Below are 23,547 nucleotides of genomic sequence, written 5' to 3'. Positions count from 1 at the left end.
TCCGAATGAGTATAGTCCTCTACAATTTCTGTTAGCAATTTCTTGACTTGTACTCTTTTCAATATAAGTCATTTTAGTTGCTAGTCCTTGGGAGATTTTGCGAAAAAGATAAATTAAAAAAACAGTTGATTAAAAATTTTTTGGTCCAACCAAACTGCTCGTTTAGTCCAAGCAAACGATTAATTTTGCCAACGAAATGATCATTTTTGTCATTTTTCTATTCTAAATACTTTTTGATAGTATAGAAAAAACATCATGAATATGCAAATTTTTTACTTTCTCATAACATTTCAGGAAAGAAAGCGGGTGTTGTTATACACAATTTACACATTAATTTTCCACTATTGTTATCGTCATTCAAAACAATGCTTTAATCACAAAGGAGGAACTAAAATGAACTACAGAATGGTTAGTCTTTATGATTTTTGTTTAACACCCAATATTTGTATGTTGAAACCTGTGATAATCGATGGACATAATTACTCGTTAGTCTTGGAATTAGAAAAAAAATATGTAGTGCCATGCACAGTAACACGTTTAATGAATCGCATTTGCGCATCATTAGGAACTACATTAGACGCTACTTTAAATTATTCCAATAGTATTTTTAGAGAGGTAAATGTAAATTCAAGTAAGGAAGAAAATATGATTAAACTTCCCATTGTTTTGTCTGTTATTAATAAGCCATATATTTTCTTTCCAACTGCAGCTCCTAAAAAGAATCATAATACGTGGATTCTTTGGCAAAACTTTAGGGGGCATTCATTAATTGGTAAACAAGGTATAGGACTACATTTTAAAAAAGATGTGTATACAGAAGAACAGATTAGTTTCACAACCCTTTCAAGGCAGCAATACTATGCATCCATTTTATACTTCCGTCATATGGATGATATGCTACAGCAACAATATGCTGAAAGTGTACTCGCTACTGTTCGCAATGAGTTATTTCTTGTGCCTTAGCTAAATAATAAGACAATAAATCTTCTACATGGTTCCGTAGCCGAATATTAGAGTATCGCCGACAATCTTGTGCACGTTGACGTACGAAAATGTATTCCGAAAATAAATCGTCTCGTTCACCACGAAATACCTGTAACTGATTTTTACGTAAATAGCGTTTAGCCCCTGCTAACTCTTTTTGAACAAATGATATAGTCTGTTCGACTAATTTAATATACGGTTGTTTTAGTTTAAAAGTGCCTTGTTCAAACGCCTGACAGTCTCTTTGTAGAATTTGTAAAACCATTGGTAAGTAAATGACCTGTTCTAGCATTTGGATCGCTTCCTTTGATAAATTTAACATCATTCCACCTCCAAATTAAGAACAAATGTTCTATTTTCATTTTACAATGGGTATAAGATTTTGACAAGTAAATGGACGATGTAAAATTTGGCAAGTAAACTTTCGTTTTGCTTTCTTTATCGCCTACTTATAAAATGTTAAATATTGTAAATGCAGTTTGTGTCTGTGCATTTTCTAACTAAGAATCTGTTTAGTTAGTTTTGCAATTGTGCCAGCATGCTAAACCTGCGAGAAAACGAGCCATATGAGACCACATAGTGAACGAAGTAATCGAGAAGGCTCATCGGTTCGTCTGCGGAAAGCGAAGCTGATTCCAATTCAAATCATAGCCAATTTGAAATAAAAAAACTGCGGAAGAACATTTTCATTCTTCCACAGTTTTTGGTTGATTATAATTGTGAACGCAAGTAAGCATTGATAAATTGATCAATATCACCATCAATAACAGCTTGTACATTCCCTGTCTCTGTATTTGTACGATGGTCTTTTACCATTGAATACGGATGGAATACATAAGAGCGAATTTGGCTACTCCAACCAATTTCCTTTTGCTCGCCTCGGATATCATCTAATTGAGATTGTTGTTCTTCTACTTTAAGTTGATACAATTTCGCTTGTAACATACTCATTGCTTTTTCACGGTTTTTAATTTGTGAACGTTCAGCTTGGCATGCTACAACAACGCCTGTTGGTAAATGGGTAATACGGACAGCAGATTCTGTTTTGTTAATATGCTGACCACCTGCACCTGATGCACGATACGTATCTACTTTTAAATCTTCTGAACGAATTTCAACGGCGATTTCGTCATCGAATTCTGGCATAACATCACAAGAAACAAAGGATGTATGACGACGACCAGCTGAATCAAATGGAGAAATACGAACTAAGCGGTGAACGCCTTTTTCAGCTTTTAAATAGCCGTATGCATTATGACCTCTAATTGCAAGTGTAACGGATTTTAGCCCTGCTTCGTCACCTGGTAAATAATCCAATGTCTCAACCTTAAAATCATGTTTCTCAGCCCAGCGTGTATACATACGTAAAAGCATAGAGCCCCAGTCTTGTGATTCAGTACCACCTGCACCTGGATGCAATTCTATAATTGCATTATTTTGATCGTATTCGCCGCTTAAAAGCAATTGTAATTCGAACTCTGAAGTACGATTTGAGAATTCCTTCATTTCGTCGCCAAGCTCTTGTTGCAATTCTTCATCAGGTTCTTCTTTTAATAATTCTAAAGTCATTTCAAGATTTTCCTGTGTTTCGACTAGTACATAAAATTCATTGACAATATCTTTTAAGCCTTTTGATTCATTGATGATTTTTTGAGCATTGTTTTGATCATCCCAAAAGGAAGGTTCAAGCATCATCTCATCTAATTCTTGAATACGAGCCTCTTTGTTTTCTAAGTCAAAGAGACCCCCTAAAGTCCGCTAATTTCTTAGCGGTATTATCTAACTCATTTCGAACATCTGATAATTCGATCATTTCCATTCCTCCAAAGTTGTTACTATCTAAAAATACAGGTTCTGTGTCAAATATTATCGAAAGAATTCAAAGTATCTAACTAACCCGTTCCGGTGCCTGCCTCTCCCTTTCCGCCGACTGACTGCCGAGCCTCCTCATTCGCTAACGCTTGCTCCTGCGATTACTCGTCGCAAAAATCCTTTCACTGCGGGGTCTCAGCTGCCAGTTTTTCGGCAGGAGTGTCGAAGCATTCACCTCCACTTTTCTATTACATTTACCATAGTATAGAACCATGTTTTAATATTTCCGCTACAAAGACGCTTTCCCGCAGGAGTCTTCATCTTCGCTTAAGTCACCAAATTTCTTAAAACAGAGCCTTCTAAAAAGGCATAAAGGAGTTGTCCAAAAGCTACTTTTGGACAGCCCCTTTGCCAATATCACTCTGTGGTTACAAGAACTCAAGAAGAGTGTACTATATGAATCTGAAAGGGCTAGATTAAACAGCACCATGACAGTTTTTATATTTTTTACCGCTACCACAAGGACATAGATCGTTACGACCAACCTCTTGTTGTTTGCGAACTGGTTTACGTTTAGCAGGTCCGTTTTCTTCTGTTTTCGGATTAACCGCTTCACCTTTAGCCACTTCTTCACGTTCTAGGTTACTACGTATTTCAGCTTTCATCGCATATTTTGCGACATCTGAACGAATTGCATCAACCATTGTTTCGAACATCGCAAAACCTTCTGATTGATATTCACGAAGTGGATCTGTTTGAGCGTACGCACGTAGGTGGATACCTTGACGTAATTGATCCATTGCATCAATATGATCAATCCACTTAGAGTCAATTCCACGAAGTAAGATAACTTTTTCAAACTCACGCATACGTTCTGGTGAAAGTTCTTCTTCTTTGCGATCGTATTCTTCTTTTACTTCCGCACGAAGGAATTCGATGATTTCTTCTGAAGATTTGCCATGCAGATTTTCTTCTGTTGCAACACCCTCAGGAAGTAAATTAGCACCTACAAAGCTTGCTAATCCTGATAAATTCCAGTCATTTGCATTTTCTTCAGCTGTATAAGAATGTACTACATTGACTAGTTCTTCATCCACCATCGATTCAACTAATCCACGCATATTTTCAGTTTCTAATACTTCATAACGTTCTTTGTAGATAATTTCACGTTGTTGACGTAATACGTCATCATATTGTAATAAACGCTTACGAGCATCAAAGTTGTTACCTTCAACACGTTTTTGTGCTGATTCAACAGCTTTTGATACCATTTTAGATTGGATAGGTTGAGAATCATCCATACCTAATTTAGTCATCATGGCTTTCATACTTTCAGAACCGAAACGCTTCATCAATTCATCTTCAAGTGAAAGATAGAATTGAGTAACACCAGCGTCCCCTTGACGACCCGCACGACCACGTAATTGGTTATCAATACGACGTGATTCGTGACGTTCTGTACCAACTACCGCTAAGCCACCTACTTCAAGGACACCTTCACCAAGTTTAATATCGGTACCACGTCCAGCCATGTTTGTAGCAATTGTAACAGCGCCTTTGTGACCTGCTTCTGCTACGATTTCAGCTTCACGTTCATGGTTTTTCGCGTTCAATACGTTATGTGGAATACCACGTTTAGATAATAAATGTGAAATCAGTTCGGAAGTTTCAATAGCAACAGTACCAACAAGAACTGGTTGACCATTCTTATGGCGTTCAGCGATATCATTGGCAACTGCTTCGAATTTACCTTGCATTGATGCATAGATTAAATCAGGACGGTCATCACGAGCAATCGGCTTGTTAGTAGGAATAACAACTACATACATATTATAAATGTTGCGGAATTCTTCTTCTTCTGTTTTTGCAGTACCTGTCATACCAGATAGTTTTTCATACATACGGAAGTAGTTTTGGAATGTAATAGTTGCCATAGTCATGGATTCGTTTTGAATTTCCACGCCTTCTTTTGCTTCAATTGCTTGGTGAAGTCCATCTGAATAACGACGACCTTGCATGATACGACCAGTAAATGAGTCAACGATTAAAATTTCGCCATCTTGCACTACATAATCCACATCTAAATTCATACTTACATGTGCTTTTAAAGATTGGTTAATCGCATGGTTTAATCCAACATGAGTTAAATCGAATAGGTTATCAATATTGAATGCTTTTTCAGCTTTTTCAATCCCTTGTTCAGTTAAAGTAACGCCCTTCGTTTCAACCTCGTAGTTAAAATCTTCATCTTTTTTCAACATGCGTACAAATGCATTTGATTGTTTATATAGTGCAGCAGATTTATTGGCTTGTCCGGAAATAATCAATGGCGTACGCGCTTCATCGATTAAGATGGAGTCAACTTCATCGATTACTGCATAGTAAAGAGGACGTTGAACACGTTCTTCTTTGTAAAGAACCATATTATCACGTAAATAGTCGAAACCTAATTCGTTGTTTGTGCTATATGTGATATCACATGCATATGCTTCACGTTTTTCGTCTTTTGACATGTTATTTAAATTCAAACCAACTGTTAAGCCTAAAAATTCATATAAAGGACGCATTGTTTCAGCATCACGGCCCGCTAAGTATTCGTTGACAGTAACAACGTGAACACCCTTATGAGTAAGTGCGTTTAAGTAAACAGGTAAAGTAGATGTTAATGTTTTACCTTCACCAGTTTTCATTTCTGCGATGTTACCTTCATGAAGAGTAGCACCACCCATGATTTGTACAGGGTATGGGTACATGCCTAATACGCGTTTTGATGCTTCACGAACAACAGCAAAAGCTTCCGGGCGAATGCTATCTAAACTTTCACCTTCAGAAAAGCGTTTGTAAAATTCATCCGTTTTTGCTTGTAGTTGTTCATCAGAAAGTTGTTCCATATCTTTAGCAAATGCTTCAACGGCACTTGCAACTTTTTCTAAGTGTTTAATTTCTTTTTTATTTGGATCAAAAATTTTATTCAATATGCTGGGCATTCATTTTCACATCCTATATAGTCTCAACCTTTATTTTAACACTGTATAAGTAATTAGTGCAAATGTACGATAAGTCTTATCCTATTAATTTTTCTAATTATTAAACAGTTAAAAAAGCTATTAAATGCATAATATAAAACAGGAGATTATGAATAAATAAACGAATATATTGGACATCATCGTAATAATACAATTTAGAAGATATTAAATCACGAGATTCCCTATCCATTCAGAAAAATACTCTATTTGGAGGTTATACAATTGAAAATAAGTAGATTAATGAAATGGTGTTTGGGCATCATAATCCTTGTTATCATTAGTATAGGCGGTTTCGCCTATACTGTTTATTATAATGCTACTTCAACATTTGAGAAAATTTATACACCTATTGAACATACTCCAACTGAGCAGCGCACTCAACCAGTAACATTACAAGAAAAGCAACCATTTTCAATGTTACTCCTCGGTGTAGATGAACGAGAACATGATAAAGGGCGCTCGGATACGATCATTGTCCTATCAGTTAATCCACAAACGAAAAACACATTAATGGTAAGTATCCCGCGTGATACTTATACAACCATTGTTGGTAAAAACACGAAAGACAAAATCAATCACGCATATGCATTTGGCGGTATCGAAATGTCAATGAACTCCGTAGAAAAACTTTTGGACATCCCAATAGACTATGTGGCTAAAGTCAATATGAAAGGATTTGAACAAGTCATTAATACAATTGGTAATATACAAGTCCAGAATGAGATAGCTTTCCAACAAGGAAGCCATCATTTTAAAAAAGGTATGGTCACTTTAGATGGAGAGGCTGCATTAGATTATGTTCGAATGCGTAAAGAAGATCCACAAGGTGACTTTGGAAGACAAAATCGTCAAAAGCAAGTCATTCAATCTATTATAGAAAAGGGTACATCATTAAAAACACTAATGAAATATCAAGATATTTTCAATATTCTTGGCAAGAACGTCTCAACGAACTTAACATTTAACCAAATAAAAGAATTACAACAAAATTATCGACAATCGTTAAGCGATATCAAACAAATTCACTTTGAAAAAGGGCAAGGTAAGATTATTAATGGCATTTGGTATTACATCATGGATAAAAAAGAGTTATCTCAAGCTTCTAGTACTTTACAAAAGCATTTAGAAGTTTCTTCAACGAAAAAAGTAAAATAATATGTAATGTAATCCTACTGACTAATGCTAAGTAAAGCAGAATGATTGTAGTTAAATTTCTAGTAAAATCTGTATGAATAGTTGCCAGAAGAAAACCCAGCTGATTGTCAGCTGGGTTTATTATAAGTAACCTATATAGGTTACACATAAGCTTAGTTTGTTTCGATTAAACCATACTTACCATCTCTACGTTTATACACGATATTCGTAGCATCAGATTCAGAATCTGTGAAAATGTAGAAATCATGTCCAAGAAGGTTCATTTGTAAAATGGCTTCCTCTTGATCCATTGGTTTTAAAGCAAATTGTTTTGTACGAACAACCGATAAATCTTCTTCAGCATCCGCTACAGCAGTCGCAGAGTTTTCAGCCTGAACATTTGCGAAATATAAACCGACACCTTCACGATCACGGAATTTTCGATTCACTTTTGTTTTATGTTTACGAATTTGACGTTCTAATTTAGCAGTGATTAAGTCAACTGCTGCATACATATCTCCATTACGTTCTTCTGCACGTAATGTTAAGCTTTTCATAGGAATAGTTACTTCCACTTTCGTATTCTTGTCATTGTACACCTTTAAATTCACGTTAGCAGTTGCATTTAGATCATTGTTGAAATAACGTTCTAATTTTTGAATTTTTGACTCAACATACTCGCGAATTGCTGGAGTTACCTCAATGTTTTCACCACGAATGTTAAATGTTAGCATGTAAACTCCTCCTTTTTTCAACCATACTTACTTATTCTACATTTCCCCAAAAACTCCTTCTTAAAACCGAAAAAAAAATTTATTTTTTACGCTTTTTTGAACAAATAAAATCACGAATTTTGTCTTTTATCCTCAAAAACTTCTTTCCTTCGTCGTAGTTTCAACTCAGAAATGATTAATTCTTGATGTTCATCCACTGTATTCAAATAAACGCCATATTGATAACCACCACCAATGGCCTTCTTCCAACGAACATCGCCTCTTACATTAATTGATTTCGAATATAACTTAAATGACAAGTCCAATTCGATTTCTTCTTTTTCACAAGGCAAGCTTTCCTCAGTAAAAAGCTTTAAACCACTTGGACTAATCTCAACAATGTTACCTTTCAGATACGGCTTCATTCTATCCCCTTGGCTATTGTAGGTTACTGGTACTTCATGAACCAAAACATGCCGAAATGCTTCCTGACGTCGATATTCCATCTATTCCACCTTCTTACTTTATATGTATGTTACAACCTCTTACTCTAATATCGAATACAAAAAGTAAATTTTTAGAAAATTTATAAAAAAGTGAATCGATTATAGGATTTTAGGGAATAAGTGGATTTATAGTTTGAAGAATATCCACATTAATAAAATTGAACCTTATATAAATTTTGTATTATGAAGTTAATTCACTTATTAAAACTATATTCAATAAAAAAAACTTCCCTCTCTGGATTAAAGTGAGGGAAGTAAGAATTATCATGCTATTGATTTTTGAATGCTTTTTATAATTGTTCGATGACATCATATATTGCACGGAAATATTGATAACGTGCTAATATTGTTCGATCAATTAATGTCGCTAATTTAATTTCTGCACCATCAACGATTCTTGGTGTATTTAGTTGATCGAATAGATTTTTTAAATACACCATTTTATTAGTAATTAAAGTGCTACAAGCACCAGTCGAAGAAGGACTCGTAGTCGTATCCGTACATGTACCAATGATATTTCCACTTCCATCTTTTTGGATTTCAGAAGTCCATTGATCAACTTGTTGAACACCTTTTTCAAAGTCAGATAAATCTTTAATAGCCTTTGCTGTTTGAGATTTTGTTTCATAACCATCAAGTGTTGCAGCATTAAGTAGGTACACTCTTTGCTCTTTTGGCATTACTTCTAATGTTTTTTGCGCATCGACAATTCCTTTTACATAGTTTGAAGATTTAGGTTTAATCGCTGCAATTTTTTTGTCTAATGCTTGGGCAGCCTTGATATTATTTGTTTCATCTAAGAAATTTTGTTTCCCTAACACAGTCAACTTATTTTTAGCAATATCTTTTTGATCTGAACCAAGTTTGTTAAATAGTTGGATTGCATTTAAGACGTCGGAACCTACATCTTTTTTCGAATTTTTGTTCTTGTAATACCCGATAGATTCTGAATCAGTAAGCGTAGTACTATCAACAAAACCAGGTATAATACCTGATAAAGTCTCAACAATCGTTACAATGGGTGCGTATTTGTTGTAAATTTTCATTACATCGCTATCCACTAATGATTTTGCTTTAGTACTTAATAGTTTATACGTACTAACAGCTGTTTCAATTTCACTATAAGGAACTGTATCTCGATTAAGCCAAGCGTTCGGATCATTTTCGTTATTTTTATCCCCTACAATTAACTTTTCAAAAGCTTCCGCTGCTTGTTTTGGTGTTTTATAAACAGCCGCATCAACTGCTTTGGAAATATCGGAAGTTACATATTTTTGAGCAGTTTCACCTGAAAGTCCTTTTAACTTTAACCTTTTCAAATTTTCAAAGTCAGTATTAACTTTTTTTAAATTCGATACATATTTGTCATCCGTTTTATCTAAAGCTTTGAATGCTTTGTCAACTTTTTGAGCTGCCTTAATTTCTGTTTCATGTAATAGATATTTATACTTTGGATCGTTGTCTATAAGCTTTGTAACAACAATTGCTTTTGGATCTTTTGTTAGCTTTTTGTAAATCGCAATCGCCTTTAGCATGGCATCAATGTCAGCGTCACTGTATTTGCTTCCACTAACTGGTGTTAATTTTTGAATATCCGCAATAGGTGCATACGCATTGTATTTTGTTAAAACACCTTGCTCAAGGACTAATAATTGTGCTTCGTTGAAGTTATTATATTGATCAACAACACCATCAACACCGTTTACAATGTCAGTAATCTTACTATCATTTGATAATAATTTTACATCTGCCACAAACTTATCTACAGCTTTAATTAATTTGTCTAATTTATTTTCCGTTCCTTGTCCAAATCCGTCTCTGAAATTATTCAAATCCTTCTCATGAATAACATACAACTGAACAGGTCTTCCAGCTTTTTTAAACTTATAATACAAAGCAATTGCATCTTGAATATACGTTTTACTTGATGGTTTTAGTGCTTCGTATTCTTTATCAATTTCTTGTGCCTTTAGGAAGTTTTTAATTTCCCCATCACTCATTGGGATAGATGGGTGAACATCTCCTTCTTCCGTATTAGGTTCACTGTTACCACCATATCGATCTTTATAATATGTGTCTGTTAGTGACGATGGTGCTTTCTTCAAAATGGAAATTTGTGGCGTATCTAATTGTTTAAAATAATCGATTGCTTTATAAATCAGTTTAATATCATTCGGATTTGAGATTTTAATAGGATTTCCATCTTTTTTCCCAGAATCAGTAAATCCTTTTTTAGCATTTTCATAATAGTCACTAGGATGACAACGACTTGGATCCTTAGTCGGAGCATCATTACAATAAAAATTATCTTTTACTTTGTCAAATTCCACATTTTCATCATTGAATAATTTTCCATATGAAACATATATATTTTTTGCAATATCTTGAATTTTTAAAACTAATGAATATTTACGATACTCTTCCAATATTCCTGGATCAATCAATGTTGATAATGGAATATTATATTTTGCATTTATTATATTATACTTCACATTATCATCATAATATTTTTCAAGACTTCGAACCGTTTTGATGGTTGGTGTATAACCAGACTCACTAATATGCGACATTTGTCTTACTTTTGTTTCAAATTCTCTCGCAATTGTTAATTGAGGTTCATAGCGTTTACCGATTTTATCGAGCTCTGCTTTATTTGCCACATATTTTTGTACAATTGCAGGCGCACGATCATACATTTTGTAATAGACATCTAATATTTCTAATTCATATTTAGCATCTGTCGGTTTCACCTTTTCGTACGCCTTATCAATTGCTGCAGCTTCTGTTATATATTTCCCATCATATAAGAATGGGAATTTGGAGCGATCTGCATCATCTATAATCATTTTCGGCTCTGGCTTCAATGCATTATAAGCTATTGTTGCTTGTTGAATATACTTCACATCAGTAGGCGTAACAGATGGCGAGTTGACATTCGATTCTTTAATAAGGCTTAGTAGTTTAACAACTTTAGAAACTGGTGCATAGTCATTGTATTTTTTCATAACCGCTTTATCAACTAAATCACTGGCATTAGGATTTGAATCAATAGAATCATTATAATACTTTACTGCTTTTTCTACGTCTGCAATTGTACTATTTCTATTTAATGGATTGACCAATTCCGCAAAGCGATTTGCAATATCTTGTGGCTTCTCAAACGCTGTTTTGAGTTTACCAATATTTTGTCCATTCACTACATACTTTTTAACGTTATCTGAAGCGTCATCATATGAATAATATACTGCTTTAGCATCTTTAGGGTATGACTTACTTGATTTCTTTAATTTTAAATATGCACTATCGATTTTCTGTGCCGCTGAGATGTTTGATTCATCTGATACAATATCTGCAAAAGTAGGATACTTTGAATCCACAATTTGTTTTTGGGGGGTTCCTAATTTTTTGTATGCTTTAATAGCTGACGTAATATTGGTAATTTGGTTTGCTGTATAAGGATTAGGAACAGAAGATGGAACTTTAGCAACTAATTTTAAAACATCTGGTACTTGTGCATAGTCGTTATACGTTTTTAATACGTTTTTGTCGACAAGCCCTAACCATGATGGTTTAGATGAAATTTTATTATACTCAGTAGTTGCTGAACTAATTTTACTGATAGCATCGTCAGCTGTCGTAGCAGCTGGTATTGCATTTACTGCAGTAGTAAATGCTTTTACCCCATCTTGAGCATCTTTATATTCTTGAAGATATGGTATATCACTAATCTTCACTGCATTCACCACGAAGCGTTTTATCTCTGGCGTAGCAGTATCATATGTGCTATTTACTTTCAGTAAATCTGCAAAATAACTTGGCTTCGCTTTATTTTTTAAAGCTGCTGCATAGCTTTTATCAATCGCTTGTGCACTAGTAAGATTTTTTCCTTCTGATAGATAGTCTTTAGCATTATTTGATGCAAGAACATTTTGCACAATTGTTTTTTGATTTGAACCTAGTTTATTGTATTGCGGTAGTAATTCAGCTAATTTGGCAATTTGAGCAGATGGTAGTAAAGACTTAGGTGATGCTTCTCCAGATCCTGCCCAAGTTACTTGACTCAATAGTGGCAGACTAGCATTCGTAAATCCATCAGCAATATCTGGTACTGGTTCATATTTTTTATAAGTTGTAACAGCTTTCTTGTCAGCTAAATCAATTGGTGCTACTTTTGGATAATTCAAAGTTGCTTTTGTAATAGAAGGTGCTTTATATGCAGGAAGCTTATTCTTAATAGTGTCATAAGCATTCGTTAGCATCCCAGCCTCAAACTGATTGATAAAATCATTAAATTCTTTTGCCTTACTAATTTCATTGGCATAGGCATCTCCAATTCCACTAATTTCAGCAGCATGAGGTACAAAACTACTTGTAATATAGTTTGTTCCATTGTAATTCGTTGAATTATCTTTTACAGCAATGTAGTTATTGTACAAGTTTACTAAATCTTGAGCGTAGGTTTTACTTGTTGATTTTAGTGCTGCATATTTCTTTTCAACGTCAGCAGCGTCTTTAACAATATCTTCAAGGGCTAAATATTTATCGAGGTTTGCTTTTGCTTCAGGATCATTACTAATCAGATCTTTTAATAATGATTGTTGTGCACCAGATAATTTTTTGTAAGAATTAATGATATTTAAAATAGATGTTCCATCATGCTGAGTACCTACAGACATTAACATCAATTTTTGTGTGCCGACGACGTCTGAATAATAGCTTAGTTTTTTTAGGGTTGTGCTTGGGACAGCTGCTTTGGTGATGCTGTCTAAGCTATTATATTGTTTTTCTAGATCTACTGATTTCGTTGTGAAATTTTTGTTGTTTAATGTAGAAACACTCTTGTTTAATGCAGCAACTTTTTTTAGGTACGGCTGAATTTTAGTCCAATGTTTTTTGAGTGTTGAATAGTTTGTGACTTTCTTTTTATCTGTTTTAGATAATTTGCTATAGGCACTCATCGCTGATTTCGTTTTTGCAATGTAATCCGAATTTTTCGGATTGATTGCTTTAATCTGTGCAATTACTGACTTCGCCTTTAAATTAGCATAATAGTTTAACTTTGTAACAATTGTTTTTGGGACAGCTGCTTTCTCAATTCTGTTTAGACTGTCGTATTGTTTTTTTAATGTTGCAATTTTTGTTGCATAGTTTTTGCTATTTAAGGTAGCTACCTTTTTGTTCAGATAATTAATCTTCTTTAAGGATGGTTGAATTTTACTCCAATGCTTTTTGAGTGCTGCGTAGTTAGAGACCATGCTTTTATCTTTACTAGATAACTTTTTATAAGCACTAACGGCCGATTTAGTTTTTGCAATATAGTTGGACTTTTTTGGGTTAATCTCATTTATTTTTGCAATTACTGACTTTGCTTTTGAACTAATTTTTTTAGATGAAGTTGTTTTTGCATGTGCCAGCTCTGGATTCGCTGCTGTTATAAGTGTCGGTACGATTAACATAGCGGCTACTCCCATTGAAACGAATGATTTAATACGCACTAGAATCCTCCCTTTTCCAGATCTATTATTTTAGCAATCTCTTTCTTACCTATTGCTAATATGAATTGGTATTTTTGAATCTATTTAATATATATAAACTTATAACCTTCATATCGGCTTTAGCTAAAAAATTTAAAGAGCATTAGTAAATTCACGATATTGCAATGAAAACTTATCATTATTAATAACCTTTAAATCTAAAGATAGCAGATTTAAAGAATCCTTTTAATACGATTAAACTTCACAAAATCGCATAAAAAATTCTCGTACAGATGCATTCACCTTATACGAGAATTTTTTTAAGTTATAGATTTAGCTTTTTTTCATTTACTTCTTGGCGGCGACGCAATTTCAACTCAGAAATAATGAGCGCTTCCATGACCTCGTCTGTATCTAGATCAATACCATATAGAAACTCACCGTTTTTTGGTCGCTTCCATTTTACTTCTCCCTGCACAGAAATTGGTTTAGCATAAAGCACAAAATTCAATTCCATTCTAATCAACTGAGTCTCTGTTGGTAAGCTTTGAGACATTTCTATTTTTGTACCACTAGGACTTAAATCAATTAAATGACAAAAAGCATCTTGCGTAAATGTTTCTTTCCCTGCTTCTCCCATCACCAATTTATATTGAGCATCTACTCTTCTTTCAAACTCATGACGAAATGACTCTTTACGATTATATTTCATAAAACACGTCACTTTCTCTATTAGATAGTTTAGTTTTTATTATATAGAATTTGTTAATAGGAGGAAAGGGGGTGAGGAGAAAGACTTAACAGATAGAACAAAGAGGGAGTTATTGAAAATAGCAGGTAAGGAAAGAAAAAATTCTGGTAGAAACAGAGTAGTTTTACCAGAATTTTTGGGTTAAAAACAGAGAATAATTCTCTTATTATTTTCGTCCATCAAAATAAGTACCATCCATCACACGAACACTTGAATAAGGATCAACGTATCGGCGCTCAGATGTTTTTGATTTTTGTAGATTTTTTATATCTTCTGCAATCTCTTTTTTTGCTTTTTGCAAGCGGTCACGTATACCTTTATCAAGCTCACGAAGTTGCTTTTCAAAAGGATGCCCAGGTAATGGATTCACTTCGAGTTGTTGTAATTGCTCAATAATTGTCCCACGCTTGTCCAAATAGTCATCGATTTTCTTGATATAGTCATCACGTTCTTTATCTGAAGGGAGCATTGTTAAGTGCTTGAATAGTTGAGCGGATACTTGTAATAACTCTTGGAGTAGCTCCATTAGAATTGATCTCCGACATACTGTTTTTGGCGATTAATCTTAATAACTTCTTTCCAAGTATCTCGGAATTCAGTTACAAGCCCTTCTACTTCATCCAAAATAGCAGAATCATTTTTTATATTGGCTTGTGTTAAACAGTGATACATATATTCATATAAATTGAACATTTCTTTTGAAATTGGTATATCCATATTCAACGTAACCATTAATTCCGAAATAATCGCTTGTGCTTTTTGAATATTTTTGTTTCGATTTTGAATATCTTTGGCCTCTATCGCTTTCTTCCCTTGATGGATAAATTTGATACAGCCATTGTAAAGCATTAATGTCAGTTCACCTGGGGACGCGGTTGTAACACTGTTTTGTTTGTAAGCATTGTATGCATTTTGTACTGACACATTTAGCAACTCCTTTAAAACTACTAATAATTATTGACCAAAAATTGATGATTGTTTATTTGCTTTTTGGATTGCATTCTCCATTGCAGAGAATTGGTTCCAGTAACGTTCTTCAATGGTTTTTAAACGAGCTTTCCAATCTGATATCTTATCTCCTAATGAATTAATTGTTTTTCCAAGAGAATATTGATTAGAAGCTTGGCTATCTTTTCCTGCTGTTTTTTCAATATTTTTTATTGTATTTTTAGCAGCCGTACGTAATTGACCAACCATTCCTGGATCATCTGTTGTACCAACAAAAATGCGAGATAATACATCCGGGTCTTTATCAAGAGCTTCTCTTAATTTATTTTCATCTACTACTAACTTACCATTATCCGACCAAGTAGATGATGTAGTAATGCCAATGTTGTAAAGTGTTTCTGAGCCTTTACCACCGTTTAAAATGGTACGCATTTGAGAAAGTACCGAATTTATATTACTATCACCTTTAATAATACCGGCTTTGGCCATTTCTTCCCATTTAGTAATTTGATCTGTTGTCATTTCTGCTTTTTGTGCATCTGTTAACGGATCATAATTCACATTTCTCTTTTCCGATGTTTTTGAATTCAATGATTTAATCAAATCATTATACATATTAACAAATTCTTTAACTTTACCAATTGTACTATCAACATCTGTTGTTGATGAGATAGATACTTTATCTGATTCTAAAATATCTTCTTTTAATTGAACAGTATACCCTGCAATACTGAATGTATTGGAAGCTCCTTTATACTCAACACCATTCACTTTAAGGGTTGCAGAAGAACCACCTTCCGCTAATGTAATTTCACCGTCACTATTAGCAGTTTGTTTAACACCTAATTTAGTAAATAAATCTACAGCTTTATCATTATCCTTTTTGCTACCATCTACAATATTGTAATTTAACAAGCTCACTTCTGCTTTGCCAACTGCTTCAGCACCTGTATCATCTGCTACAGCACCTGTATTATTAGCAGAAATACTCATTTGACCATTGTTAAAAATAGCTGTAGCACCAGCTCCAGAATTATTGATCTTAGACATTAACGCATTAATAGTATCTGTACTATTGTATTTAATTTCGGTATCCTTCATTTTACCATCTGCCTGAATTGCGCGAATAGTAAATGTTCCCGAATCGCCAAATCCTAATTCTTTTAAAAATGTTGTCCCTTGAATTGTATTAGGAGATGTAGTATCCGTTGTTTTTTCAAATAAGCGAGAACTTGTTTGCACTTTATTCGTAAATCCAAGTTGATTTTTAATATCTGATTCGTCTAATGAAACAGTTCCTGCTGTTGAAGTAATAGAAATTTGACCAGAAGAATTAATACTTGCCTTTAATTGTGGATCATCTTCTCCTGTACTGGTAGCATTGATTTTAGCAAATAATTTTTCAACAGTATCGTCTTCTGCTGAATATGAAACTGTTTTTGTTTTATCGCCAATTTTAAAAGATAATGTACCCGATGGAGCTAAACCTAAATCTGATAACTTTGTATTTTTATTAGCAGCAACCTTATTTCCATCTACATCAGTTATTTTTAGTTCATTTCCTAATGCAGTTGTATTATTACGCATTCCTAATGCATCTAAATTTTTCAATGTATCACTATCTGTTGTAGTAATTGTACCTAATGAAGATGAAATAGATAGTTTTCCATCTTGTAATGAGGCCTTAAATACATTTTTCTCAACCCCATCAATTGTTAGCTTAGTGTTATTTAATTTATTTACTAAATCACCTAACGTATCAGTTGATGCTACAGAAACAGTTGCCTTCTGACCAGCAACGTCAAAAACTAATGAATTTCCACTTAAATCTAATCCTTCAATATTAGATAGTTTTGTATCAGCATTTACTCGTTGCTGAACAATTGCATCTGTCTTAGCAGCACCAATTGTTTCTGAAGTCGAAGCTGCTGCTTTTGCCGCAGTTGCACTTTGAATATTCAAAGTACCATTTGCTGCACCTCCGGCTGTAACAGAAACCTTTGAAGAGTTTGAATTATTTACAGTTTTACTAATCCAAGAATTAGAAAGACCATACTTATCAAATAAATCTTGTTGGAATGTATTTAATGATGTATTTACTCCTCGATATGCATCACGTTTCCATTCATACTTTTGTTTTTGTTGCTGAAGCTTTTCCATTTGTGAGCTTTCAGCTTTCATAAGTTTTTCCATGATAGAATCGATATCCATTCCAGATACGAGACCACCAACTTTATTTTTATATTGTAAGTAAGAATACGCTACTTGTGTGTTATTATTTACTGAAGCCATATTTTTCCTCCTCGCTAAGCTTTTTTATCAAACAATTTCCCTACTAATTTTTGCATTTCAAAATATGCATCAAGTAATTCTTTTGGCGGGATTTCCTTTATTACTTCCTCTGTTTGTGCATCGACAACTTGAACATAATAACGATTTAAATCTTGATGAAATACAAACTTAGAGTTTTTTTGATGGTACTCCATAAATTCATTTAACTTATTTACTGCTGTTTGAAATGCTTGATCTGTAGGATGACCACTTTCATCTGTCATCTCTGAAATAAGAGAGGATGGAATGTTATATTCTCCTGAATATTGTTTGCTAAGAACTTTATTAGTTGGTATTTCAAGAGTCTTTATATCTGCAGAATTATCTAAAGAGACTTTCATTAATATCCCTCCTTTTAATTTAGTATCGGTTTAAAAGAAAAAAAATCAATAAAGAAAGAAGAAGATTCCTCTCTTTATTGATTCATGTTAAATTTTCAAAAATTTCTTCAATATTTGCCTTCGTCATCTAGGATATAATGCCAATGATAATGCATTCTCATACCTACATAGGTTTTCAAAGCATATAATAAAAAAACCAACCATTACTGGTTGGTTTTTTAATAATTTCACAATTATCGTAATAATTGTAGAACGCCTTGTGGTTGTTGGTTAGCTTGAGCTAACATTGATTGTGCAGCTTGAGTTAAGATGTTGTTTTTAGTGAAGTTCATCATTTCTTTCGCCATATCTGTATCACGGATACGAGATTCAGCAGCTGTTAAGTTTTCAGAAGTTGCACCAAGGTTGTTAATAGTGTGTTCTAGACGGTTTTGAACAGCACCAAGAGTTGCACGATTAGTAGAAACTGTTTGAATTGCATCATCAAATGATTTAATAGCCGCTTCTGCATCAGTTTGTGTATCAACTTTTGAAGCATTAGTTGCTAAAGTAGTTGTATCAGCTTTAGTAATTTTTAAAGAAGTTACTTGGTCTTTATTTGCTCCAATGTGGAATTTACCATCAAAAGTACCATCTAATAATTTTTTAGTGTTGAATTCAGTATCTCCTGAAATACGATCGATTTCTGAATTAAGCTGAGTGATTTCAGCTTGTAATTGTTTACGATCATCATCGGTATTTGTATCATTTGATGCTTGTACTGCTAACTCACGTTGGCGTTGTAGAATTGAGTGAGTTTCATTTAAAGCACCTTCAGCAGTTTGGATTAAAGAGATACCATCTTGCGCATTTTTAGATGCCATGTTTAAACCAGAAATTTGACCACGCATTTTTTCAGAAATTGCAAGACCTGCAGCGTCATCACCAGCACGGTTAATTTTATAACCAGATGATAATTTTTCTAAGTTTTTAGAAGACGCTTCAGTGTTTGCTGCTAAGTTACGGTGTGTGTTTAATGCTGCGATATTGTGTTGAATTCTCATTGTGAGATTCCTCCTTGAAATGTTTTTATTTCCACGTCCCTGTGGAGTTGTTTGGCTTATTTGCCTTACATTATATATATCGTAGGCTATTATTTTTTGTTTAGTATTTTTGAAAAAAATTTTTTAATTTTTTTACCAATTATAAAACTCATGGAATTTAACACTTAAATAAGTTAAAGTGTTGAGATAAAAAAGACCATCCATCCTGGATAGTCTCTTAATCCTTATTCCAATCCGCCAACAAATCTATAGAAGAATTCAATGCTGCTTTATTCTCATCTTGAATCGCTTTATAGATTTCTGAACGATACACTTTTACTGAACGAGGTGCATCAACCCCTATTTTTACTTGGTCTCCGTCTACAGAAATGATTTTCAATTCGATATTATCGCCAATCATGATTGATTCCCCAGTTTTACGTGTTAGGACAAGCATTATTTTACACCTTCTTTGACTGGATGTAAGGGATAATGCAGTAATTCTTGGTTGTTTGCATTTAATACGATTTGTCGTCCTTGGTTTGTTTTCGTATTGATAACTATTGGAGCTAGTAAATTGATCGTTGATTTTGGTAATGTGTCTTTTAAAGTGACGATAGCGTATGTAAGTATATCTTCTTGTTTTTCGATTTTAAGTGCTTCTACGTCTTGTTTTGATAGGTCAAATGTATAGTCCACTTTAAATGTGTATGGGAACGCTAGGACAAAGCTAACTTGTGTGACTTTCGTTGATTGTAAAATCATAAATGGCGTGTCTTTACCAAATGGGATGAGTGCAAAATGTTTCTCTTCTGGGAAGCCCGGTATGCCTTCTTCAAAAGAATATAGTTGTTCTGGTGTTACTACTACTTGTCCTAAGAATTTCGTATCAATTTTCATGGGTTTCATCCCTCTTTCCACTTCTTTTCTACCGTTATTTTAGCATACTAGAATTTATTTTTTTGCTAGATTCAATCTTTTATAAGGAAAGATAAATCCATACATTTATTCACTTGCGTGCGTTTACTTAAAGCTTTAAGGAGCTTATTTCGTGTTATTGTGAAACAAAAAAGAAGTGTACGCTAGACTAGCATACACTTTATTCATTTGCTTTTAAAACTGTAATTTCTACTGATGGATATTGTTCCATTACTCCTTCAACACGGCCAGGTGTATAATCATGAACAACTTTTCCAACTTGGACATCGATTTTCGGCTTATTTTGTTGAATATTTATATCAAGACTACCTGCTTCATAATTAATTTTTACAGCCCCTACTGATGGTTTCCATGTAATCGCCATTTGAGGTGGGGGCGAAAGTGCTGTACTTTCTGCAATATTTTGAATAGCATTTTCAGAGCTTATTGATATATCCATCATTTGATCGCCTTCACTTACACGTCGAGCGATTCCCTCCATCACATCTTCTTTTCCTTTTTGCGCACTATATTCTACTGCTTCCTTTGCTGTAAGTAATCCTAAATCACGATATGCTTGAGAGGAATCTATCAATAATTTAGAAGGTGTTGAATGCATCTCAAGTGTTGCAGCTGGTTGTTCGATAGATTGTTGTGCTCGTGGTTGTTCAATTTGCTGAACAGGTTTGCTTATGTTCAATGCTAATTTTGCATTGGTTGTATGAATCTGAATTTGATCTATCCTCATTATTGTCACATCCTCGAAGCAAAGTTCACCTTAATTTTTGATAAAAGATTACAATAAGCATTATCTAATGAAATCTACTAATGTTGGTTGAATGATTTTACCACCTACTGATAGTGCTGCACGATGGATGGAATCTTCAGTAATTAGATTTGTGATAGATTCCTCATAATCTACATCTTCGTTATTAGACATTTGTTTTGTAACACTGATTTTTTGAGAGCTTAAACGATCTGTCATCATATCTACACGATTTTGTTTTGCACCAACTGTAGCACGAACTGTTAAAACATCCTCTTGTCCTTTTGAAATATCACCAAGTAAATTCCCAATGACAGTACCTGATGTAGTTCCTGCATTTAATGCATCTGTATCTTGTAAAGCTGATTGCACTTTTTCCATTAAATTATCGATCTTGGAGAAAAGTGTTTTTCCATCCACATTTACGTCAAGAGTGACTCCATCATAAACTTCTACTGATACACTTTTTGAATTTCCATTTAACGTGATATTTGTATCTCCTGCGGAACTATTAGCAGATGAACTTGTAAATAACGGATCCAACGTCTTTGTTCCACTAAATATATACTTATCACCAATTTGGGTATTTGCCACATCACGTAATTGTTGACGTATTTGGTCGATTTCTGCTTTTATTTTTTCTCGATCTTCATCCGTATTCGTATCATTAGCAGCTTGCGTTACAATTTCTTGTACACGTTTTAATGCGCCCCCTACTTGTCCCATAGCGTCATCAGATGCATCTAACCAACTATTCACTTCATTCATATTACGAGTGAATTGGCTATTTTTGTCTAAAGTTGTTCGATAACCCATGCCCTTAACTGTAGCAACCGGATCATCTGAAGGGCGAGTTAGTTTGGAGCCGGATGAAAGCTGTTCTTGTAATTTGCCCATTTTGCTATTACTTGTGTTTAAGTTACGAAGCAGGTTGTTTGAAAGCATTGATTGAGTTACACGCATTATTAGTTACCTCCTATAAACCTACACGGCCCATGCCGTTGATGATTTTGTCTAGTGTTTCGTCTACTACTGTGATCATACGAGCAGAAGCATTGTATGCTTGCTGGAATGTAATCATATTCGTCATTTCTTCATCTAACGATACAGAGCTGACTGATGCACGTCTATTGCTAATATTTAACTGAGTCGTTGTTGAAGAGTATGTCATAGTTGATGCTTCTTCGCCTAAGACCCCTAAGTTACCGATGACCCCTTGATAATAAGTTTGTGCTGATGCATTATTTAAACCTTTAATTGTTGTTGTTTTTAAATTAGATAAAGCAATGGCGTTTTTACCGTTTCCTTCTTCACCTGGCTCTGTGGAAGCTGCAATTTTATTTAAATCTTTTAAAATATCAGCATTCACTTTAATATTGGCTGCAGTAATGGTTGCATCATTCTTACTGCCATTACCATCCGTAAAGAAATTTTCCCCACTTTCAGATGGTGTGCCATCTTTTGCCAATGTAAAGCCTGCCTTATGAATATTGTTAAATTCCTTCGCAAACTCTCTTGCCAATAGATTCAATTCTTCCAATTTATCTGGGTATACTCCATCCGATAACACATTTCCCCCTGCAGTAACATCAACAGTATCTTTCCATGCTTTTGCACCAGAATCCCATGTGTCAGTTGTTTGAGTTGCATAACCGTAAGAATTAATCACAGAAGCCATTTTACCTGAGCCAATGTTATCAAATTGATCATAAGTAATGGTAGAAGTAGTACCTCCCATTTCAATAGTAAAATCCGTAAAGGCAGTATAGGTATCCGATTTGTCAAAAGAGCCATGAGTATATGAAGTAATTTCTTTCGTTGTAGGATCTACTACTGGGTTATATCCATTCGCAGTAAGTGTAGCTCCTTGGTTTTTGTTTACTATTTGTACTTTAGAGCCATCATCTAGTTTGATGTAGACATTCATAGAGCCTTCTGCAATATCAAGTGCATTACCACCTGAAGGTGTGTAATCAACAGTAACATTGAAATATTCAGAAAGCTGATCTAGAAGATTACCACGTGCATCATACAAGTCGTTTGGTAGATAACCGTTTGGCTCGACGTTACCTATTTGTTGGTTTAATGCAGCGATTTGTTGAATAATTGAGTTTACTTTATTGGACTCTACACTTATTTCATTTTTGAGATTCCCTTGGATTTGTGTTAGTTGTTTACTAAGGTAGTTAAACGAATCTGCTAAGTGTTCACCACGTTGTGCTACTACTGCTCGAGATGCTGGATTCTTTGGGTCTGGACTTAAGTCTTGTAATGATTTATAGAAATTATCGAATGCAGTGTTCAAACCGTATGCGGAAGGTTCTGATAAAATATCTTCCATTTGAGATACGGCATCTGATTTTGCTGACCAGTAACCTAGTTTTGTTGTTTCTTGACGGTATTGATTATCGACAAATTGATCACGGATACGCTGAACCGATCCTGCTTGAACACCCGTACCTAAAAAACCTGGAATTTTAGGTGCGTTCATTCCAACACCTGGAAATCCCATAGTTGCTTCCATGTTGACACGTTGTCTTGAATAACCTAGTGTGTTTGCATTTGCAATATTATGCCCTACAGTATAAAGAGCGCTTTGCTGAGTAGTAAGGCCACGCTTACTTGTTTCCAGTCCCATAAATGTGGAGCCCATTCTTTTACCTCCTATGTATAGCTGCGATGTGCAGTTGTCTATTAAATTCGTTTTATATATATTTTAATCGGATGTTATTGGTAATTTTGAAGAAGGAATCTACAATTAATCAACAATCCTATATTTATTCAGAAAAAAAGCACCATTAATAAGGTGCTTCAGATTGTC

At 34.2% G+C, this 23,547-nt stretch carries 19 protein-coding genes; 2 read left to right on the top strand and 17 right to left on the bottom strand.

The features are described from left to right. Positions 1-393 precede the first annotated feature (393 nt). Positions 394-963: a competence protein ComK gene (locus Q8X41_RS16125; RefSeq protein WP_397537259.1), complete on the top strand. Its 570-nt coding sequence runs from the start codon at positions 394-396 to the stop codon at positions 961-963. Here Q8X41_RS16125 and Q8X41_RS16120 read toward each other — a convergent pair. The 3 genes from Q8X41_RS16120 to secA all read right to left on the bottom strand — a co-directional run bounded on the left by Q8X41_RS16120 (position 929) and on the right by secA (position 5,783). Further along, positions 929-1,276, bottom strand: coding sequence for a hypothetical protein (locus Q8X41_RS16120; RefSeq protein WP_397537258.1), 348 nt, complete (start codon positions 1,274-1,276; stop codon positions 929-931). The genes Q8X41_RS16125 and Q8X41_RS16120 overlap by 35 nt on opposite strands. A 419-nt stretch (positions 1,277-1,695) precedes the next feature. After that, positions 1,696-2,794, bottom strand: a protein-coding gene (gene prfB / locus Q8X41_RS16115) for a peptide chain release factor 2 (protein WP_397540290.1) whose coding sequence is annotated in 2 segments (ribosomal slippage) — positions 1,696-2,721 and positions 2,723-2,794 — 1,098 coding nt in all. Because the reading frame shifts where the segments join, the coding sequence is not laid out codon by codon here. A 478-nt stretch (positions 2,795-3,272) separates the two neighbouring features. Beyond that, on the bottom strand, positions 3,273-5,783 hold the full coding sequence (secA, locus tag Q8X41_RS16110; protein WP_397537257.1) for a preprotein translocase subunit SecA: 2,511 nt from the start codon (positions 5,781-5,783) through the stop codon (positions 3,273-3,275). A gap of 261 nt (positions 5,784-6,044) precedes the next feature. Here secA and Q8X41_RS16105 point away from each other — a divergent pair, with 261 nt between their 5' ends. After that, positions 6,045-6,977, top strand: a complete 933-nt coding sequence (locus tag Q8X41_RS16105) for an LCP family protein (protein WP_397537256.1) — start codon at positions 6,045-6,047, stop codon at positions 6,975-6,977. A gap of 152 nt (positions 6,978-7,129) precedes the next feature. Here Q8X41_RS16105 and hpf read toward each other — a convergent pair whose 3' ends face one another. From hpf to flgK, 14 genes are all read right to left on the bottom strand, one after another. Beyond that, positions 7,130-7,690 carry a ribosome hibernation-promoting factor, HPF/YfiA family gene (hpf, locus tag Q8X41_RS16100; protein WP_397537255.1) on the bottom strand — a complete coding sequence of 187 codons (561 nt, stop codon included), beginning with the start codon at positions 7,688-7,690 and terminating at the stop codon, positions 7,130-7,132. 110 nt (positions 7,691-7,800) lie between these two features. After that, positions 7,801-8,175, bottom strand: a complete 375-nt coding sequence (locus Q8X41_RS16095; protein WP_397537254.1) for a PilZ domain-containing protein — start codon at positions 8,173-8,175, stop codon at positions 7,801-7,803. 290 nt (positions 8,176-8,465) lie between these two features. Beyond that, complete coding sequence (locus tag Q8X41_RS16090; protein WP_397537253.1) at positions 8,466-13,670, bottom strand: hypothetical protein; 5,205 nt, start codon at positions 13,668-13,670, stop codon at positions 8,466-8,468. A gap of 304 nt (positions 13,671-13,974) precedes the next feature. Continuing rightward, positions 13,975-14,361 (bottom strand): PilZ domain-containing protein, encoded by a 387-nt coding sequence (locus tag Q8X41_RS16085; RefSeq protein WP_397537252.1) that lies wholly within the window; start codon positions 14,359-14,361, stop codon positions 13,975-13,977. Between the two features lie 205 nt (positions 14,362-14,566). Next, on the bottom strand, positions 14,567-14,926 hold the full coding sequence (locus tag Q8X41_RS16080) for a flagellar protein FliT (RefSeq protein ID WP_397537251.1): 360 nt from the start codon (positions 14,924-14,926) through the stop codon (positions 14,567-14,569). Continuing rightward, positions 14,926-15,324, bottom strand: coding sequence for a flagellar export chaperone FliS (gene fliS / locus Q8X41_RS16075; protein ID WP_397537250.1), 399 nt, complete (start codon positions 15,322-15,324; stop codon positions 14,926-14,928). Before fliS ends, Q8X41_RS16080 begins: the two co-directional genes overlap by 1 nt. Positions 15,325-15,354: 30 nt before the next feature. Next, positions 15,355-17,640: a flagellar filament capping protein FliD gene (gene fliD / locus Q8X41_RS16070; RefSeq protein ID WP_397537249.1), complete on the bottom strand. Its 2,286-nt coding sequence runs from the start codon at positions 17,638-17,640 to the stop codon at positions 15,355-15,357. Between the two features lie 14 nt (positions 17,641-17,654). Next, entirely contained in the window at positions 17,655-18,020 is a 366-nt protein-coding gene (locus Q8X41_RS16065) for a flagellar protein FlaG (protein ID WP_397537248.1), read from the bottom strand. A 233-nt stretch (positions 18,021-18,253) separates the two neighbouring features. After that, a complete protein-coding gene (hag, locus tag Q8X41_RS16060; RefSeq protein WP_397537247.1) occupies positions 18,254-19,063 on the bottom strand; it encodes a flagellin Hag in 810 nt (269 codons plus the stop codon). 217 nt (positions 19,064-19,280) lie between these two features. Next, entirely contained in the window at positions 19,281-19,499 is a 219-nt protein-coding gene (csrA, locus tag Q8X41_RS16055; protein ID WP_397537246.1) for a carbon storage regulator CsrA, read from the bottom strand. After that, on the bottom strand, positions 19,499-19,951 hold the full coding sequence (fliW, locus tag Q8X41_RS16050; RefSeq protein WP_397537245.1) for a flagellar assembly protein FliW: 453 nt from the start codon (positions 19,949-19,951) through the stop codon (positions 19,499-19,501). Before fliW ends, csrA begins: the two co-directional genes overlap by 1 nt. A gap of 190 nt (positions 19,952-20,141) precedes the next feature. Next, entirely contained in the window at positions 20,142-20,708 is a 567-nt protein-coding gene (locus Q8X41_RS16045) for a DUF6470 family protein (RefSeq protein ID WP_397537244.1), read from the bottom strand. Between the two features lie 60 nt (positions 20,709-20,768). Next, complete coding sequence (gene flgL, locus Q8X41_RS16040) at positions 20,769-21,689, bottom strand: flagellar hook-associated protein FlgL (protein ID WP_397537243.1); 921 nt, start codon at positions 21,687-21,689, stop codon at positions 20,769-20,771. 13 nt (positions 21,690-21,702) lie between these two features. Continuing rightward, a complete protein-coding gene (flgK, locus tag Q8X41_RS16035; protein WP_397537242.1) occupies positions 21,703-23,379 on the bottom strand; it encodes a flagellar hook-associated protein FlgK in 1,677 nt (558 codons plus the stop codon). Positions 23,380-23,547 lie beyond the last annotated feature (168 nt).

The organism is Rummeliibacillus pycnus (genome assembly GCF_044359855.1).
GTDB classification, from domain to species: Bacteria; Bacillota; Bacilli; order Bacillales_A; family Planococcaceae; genus Rummeliibacillus; species Rummeliibacillus pycnus_A.
This window is presented reverse-complemented; position numbering and strand designations above follow the sequence as displayed.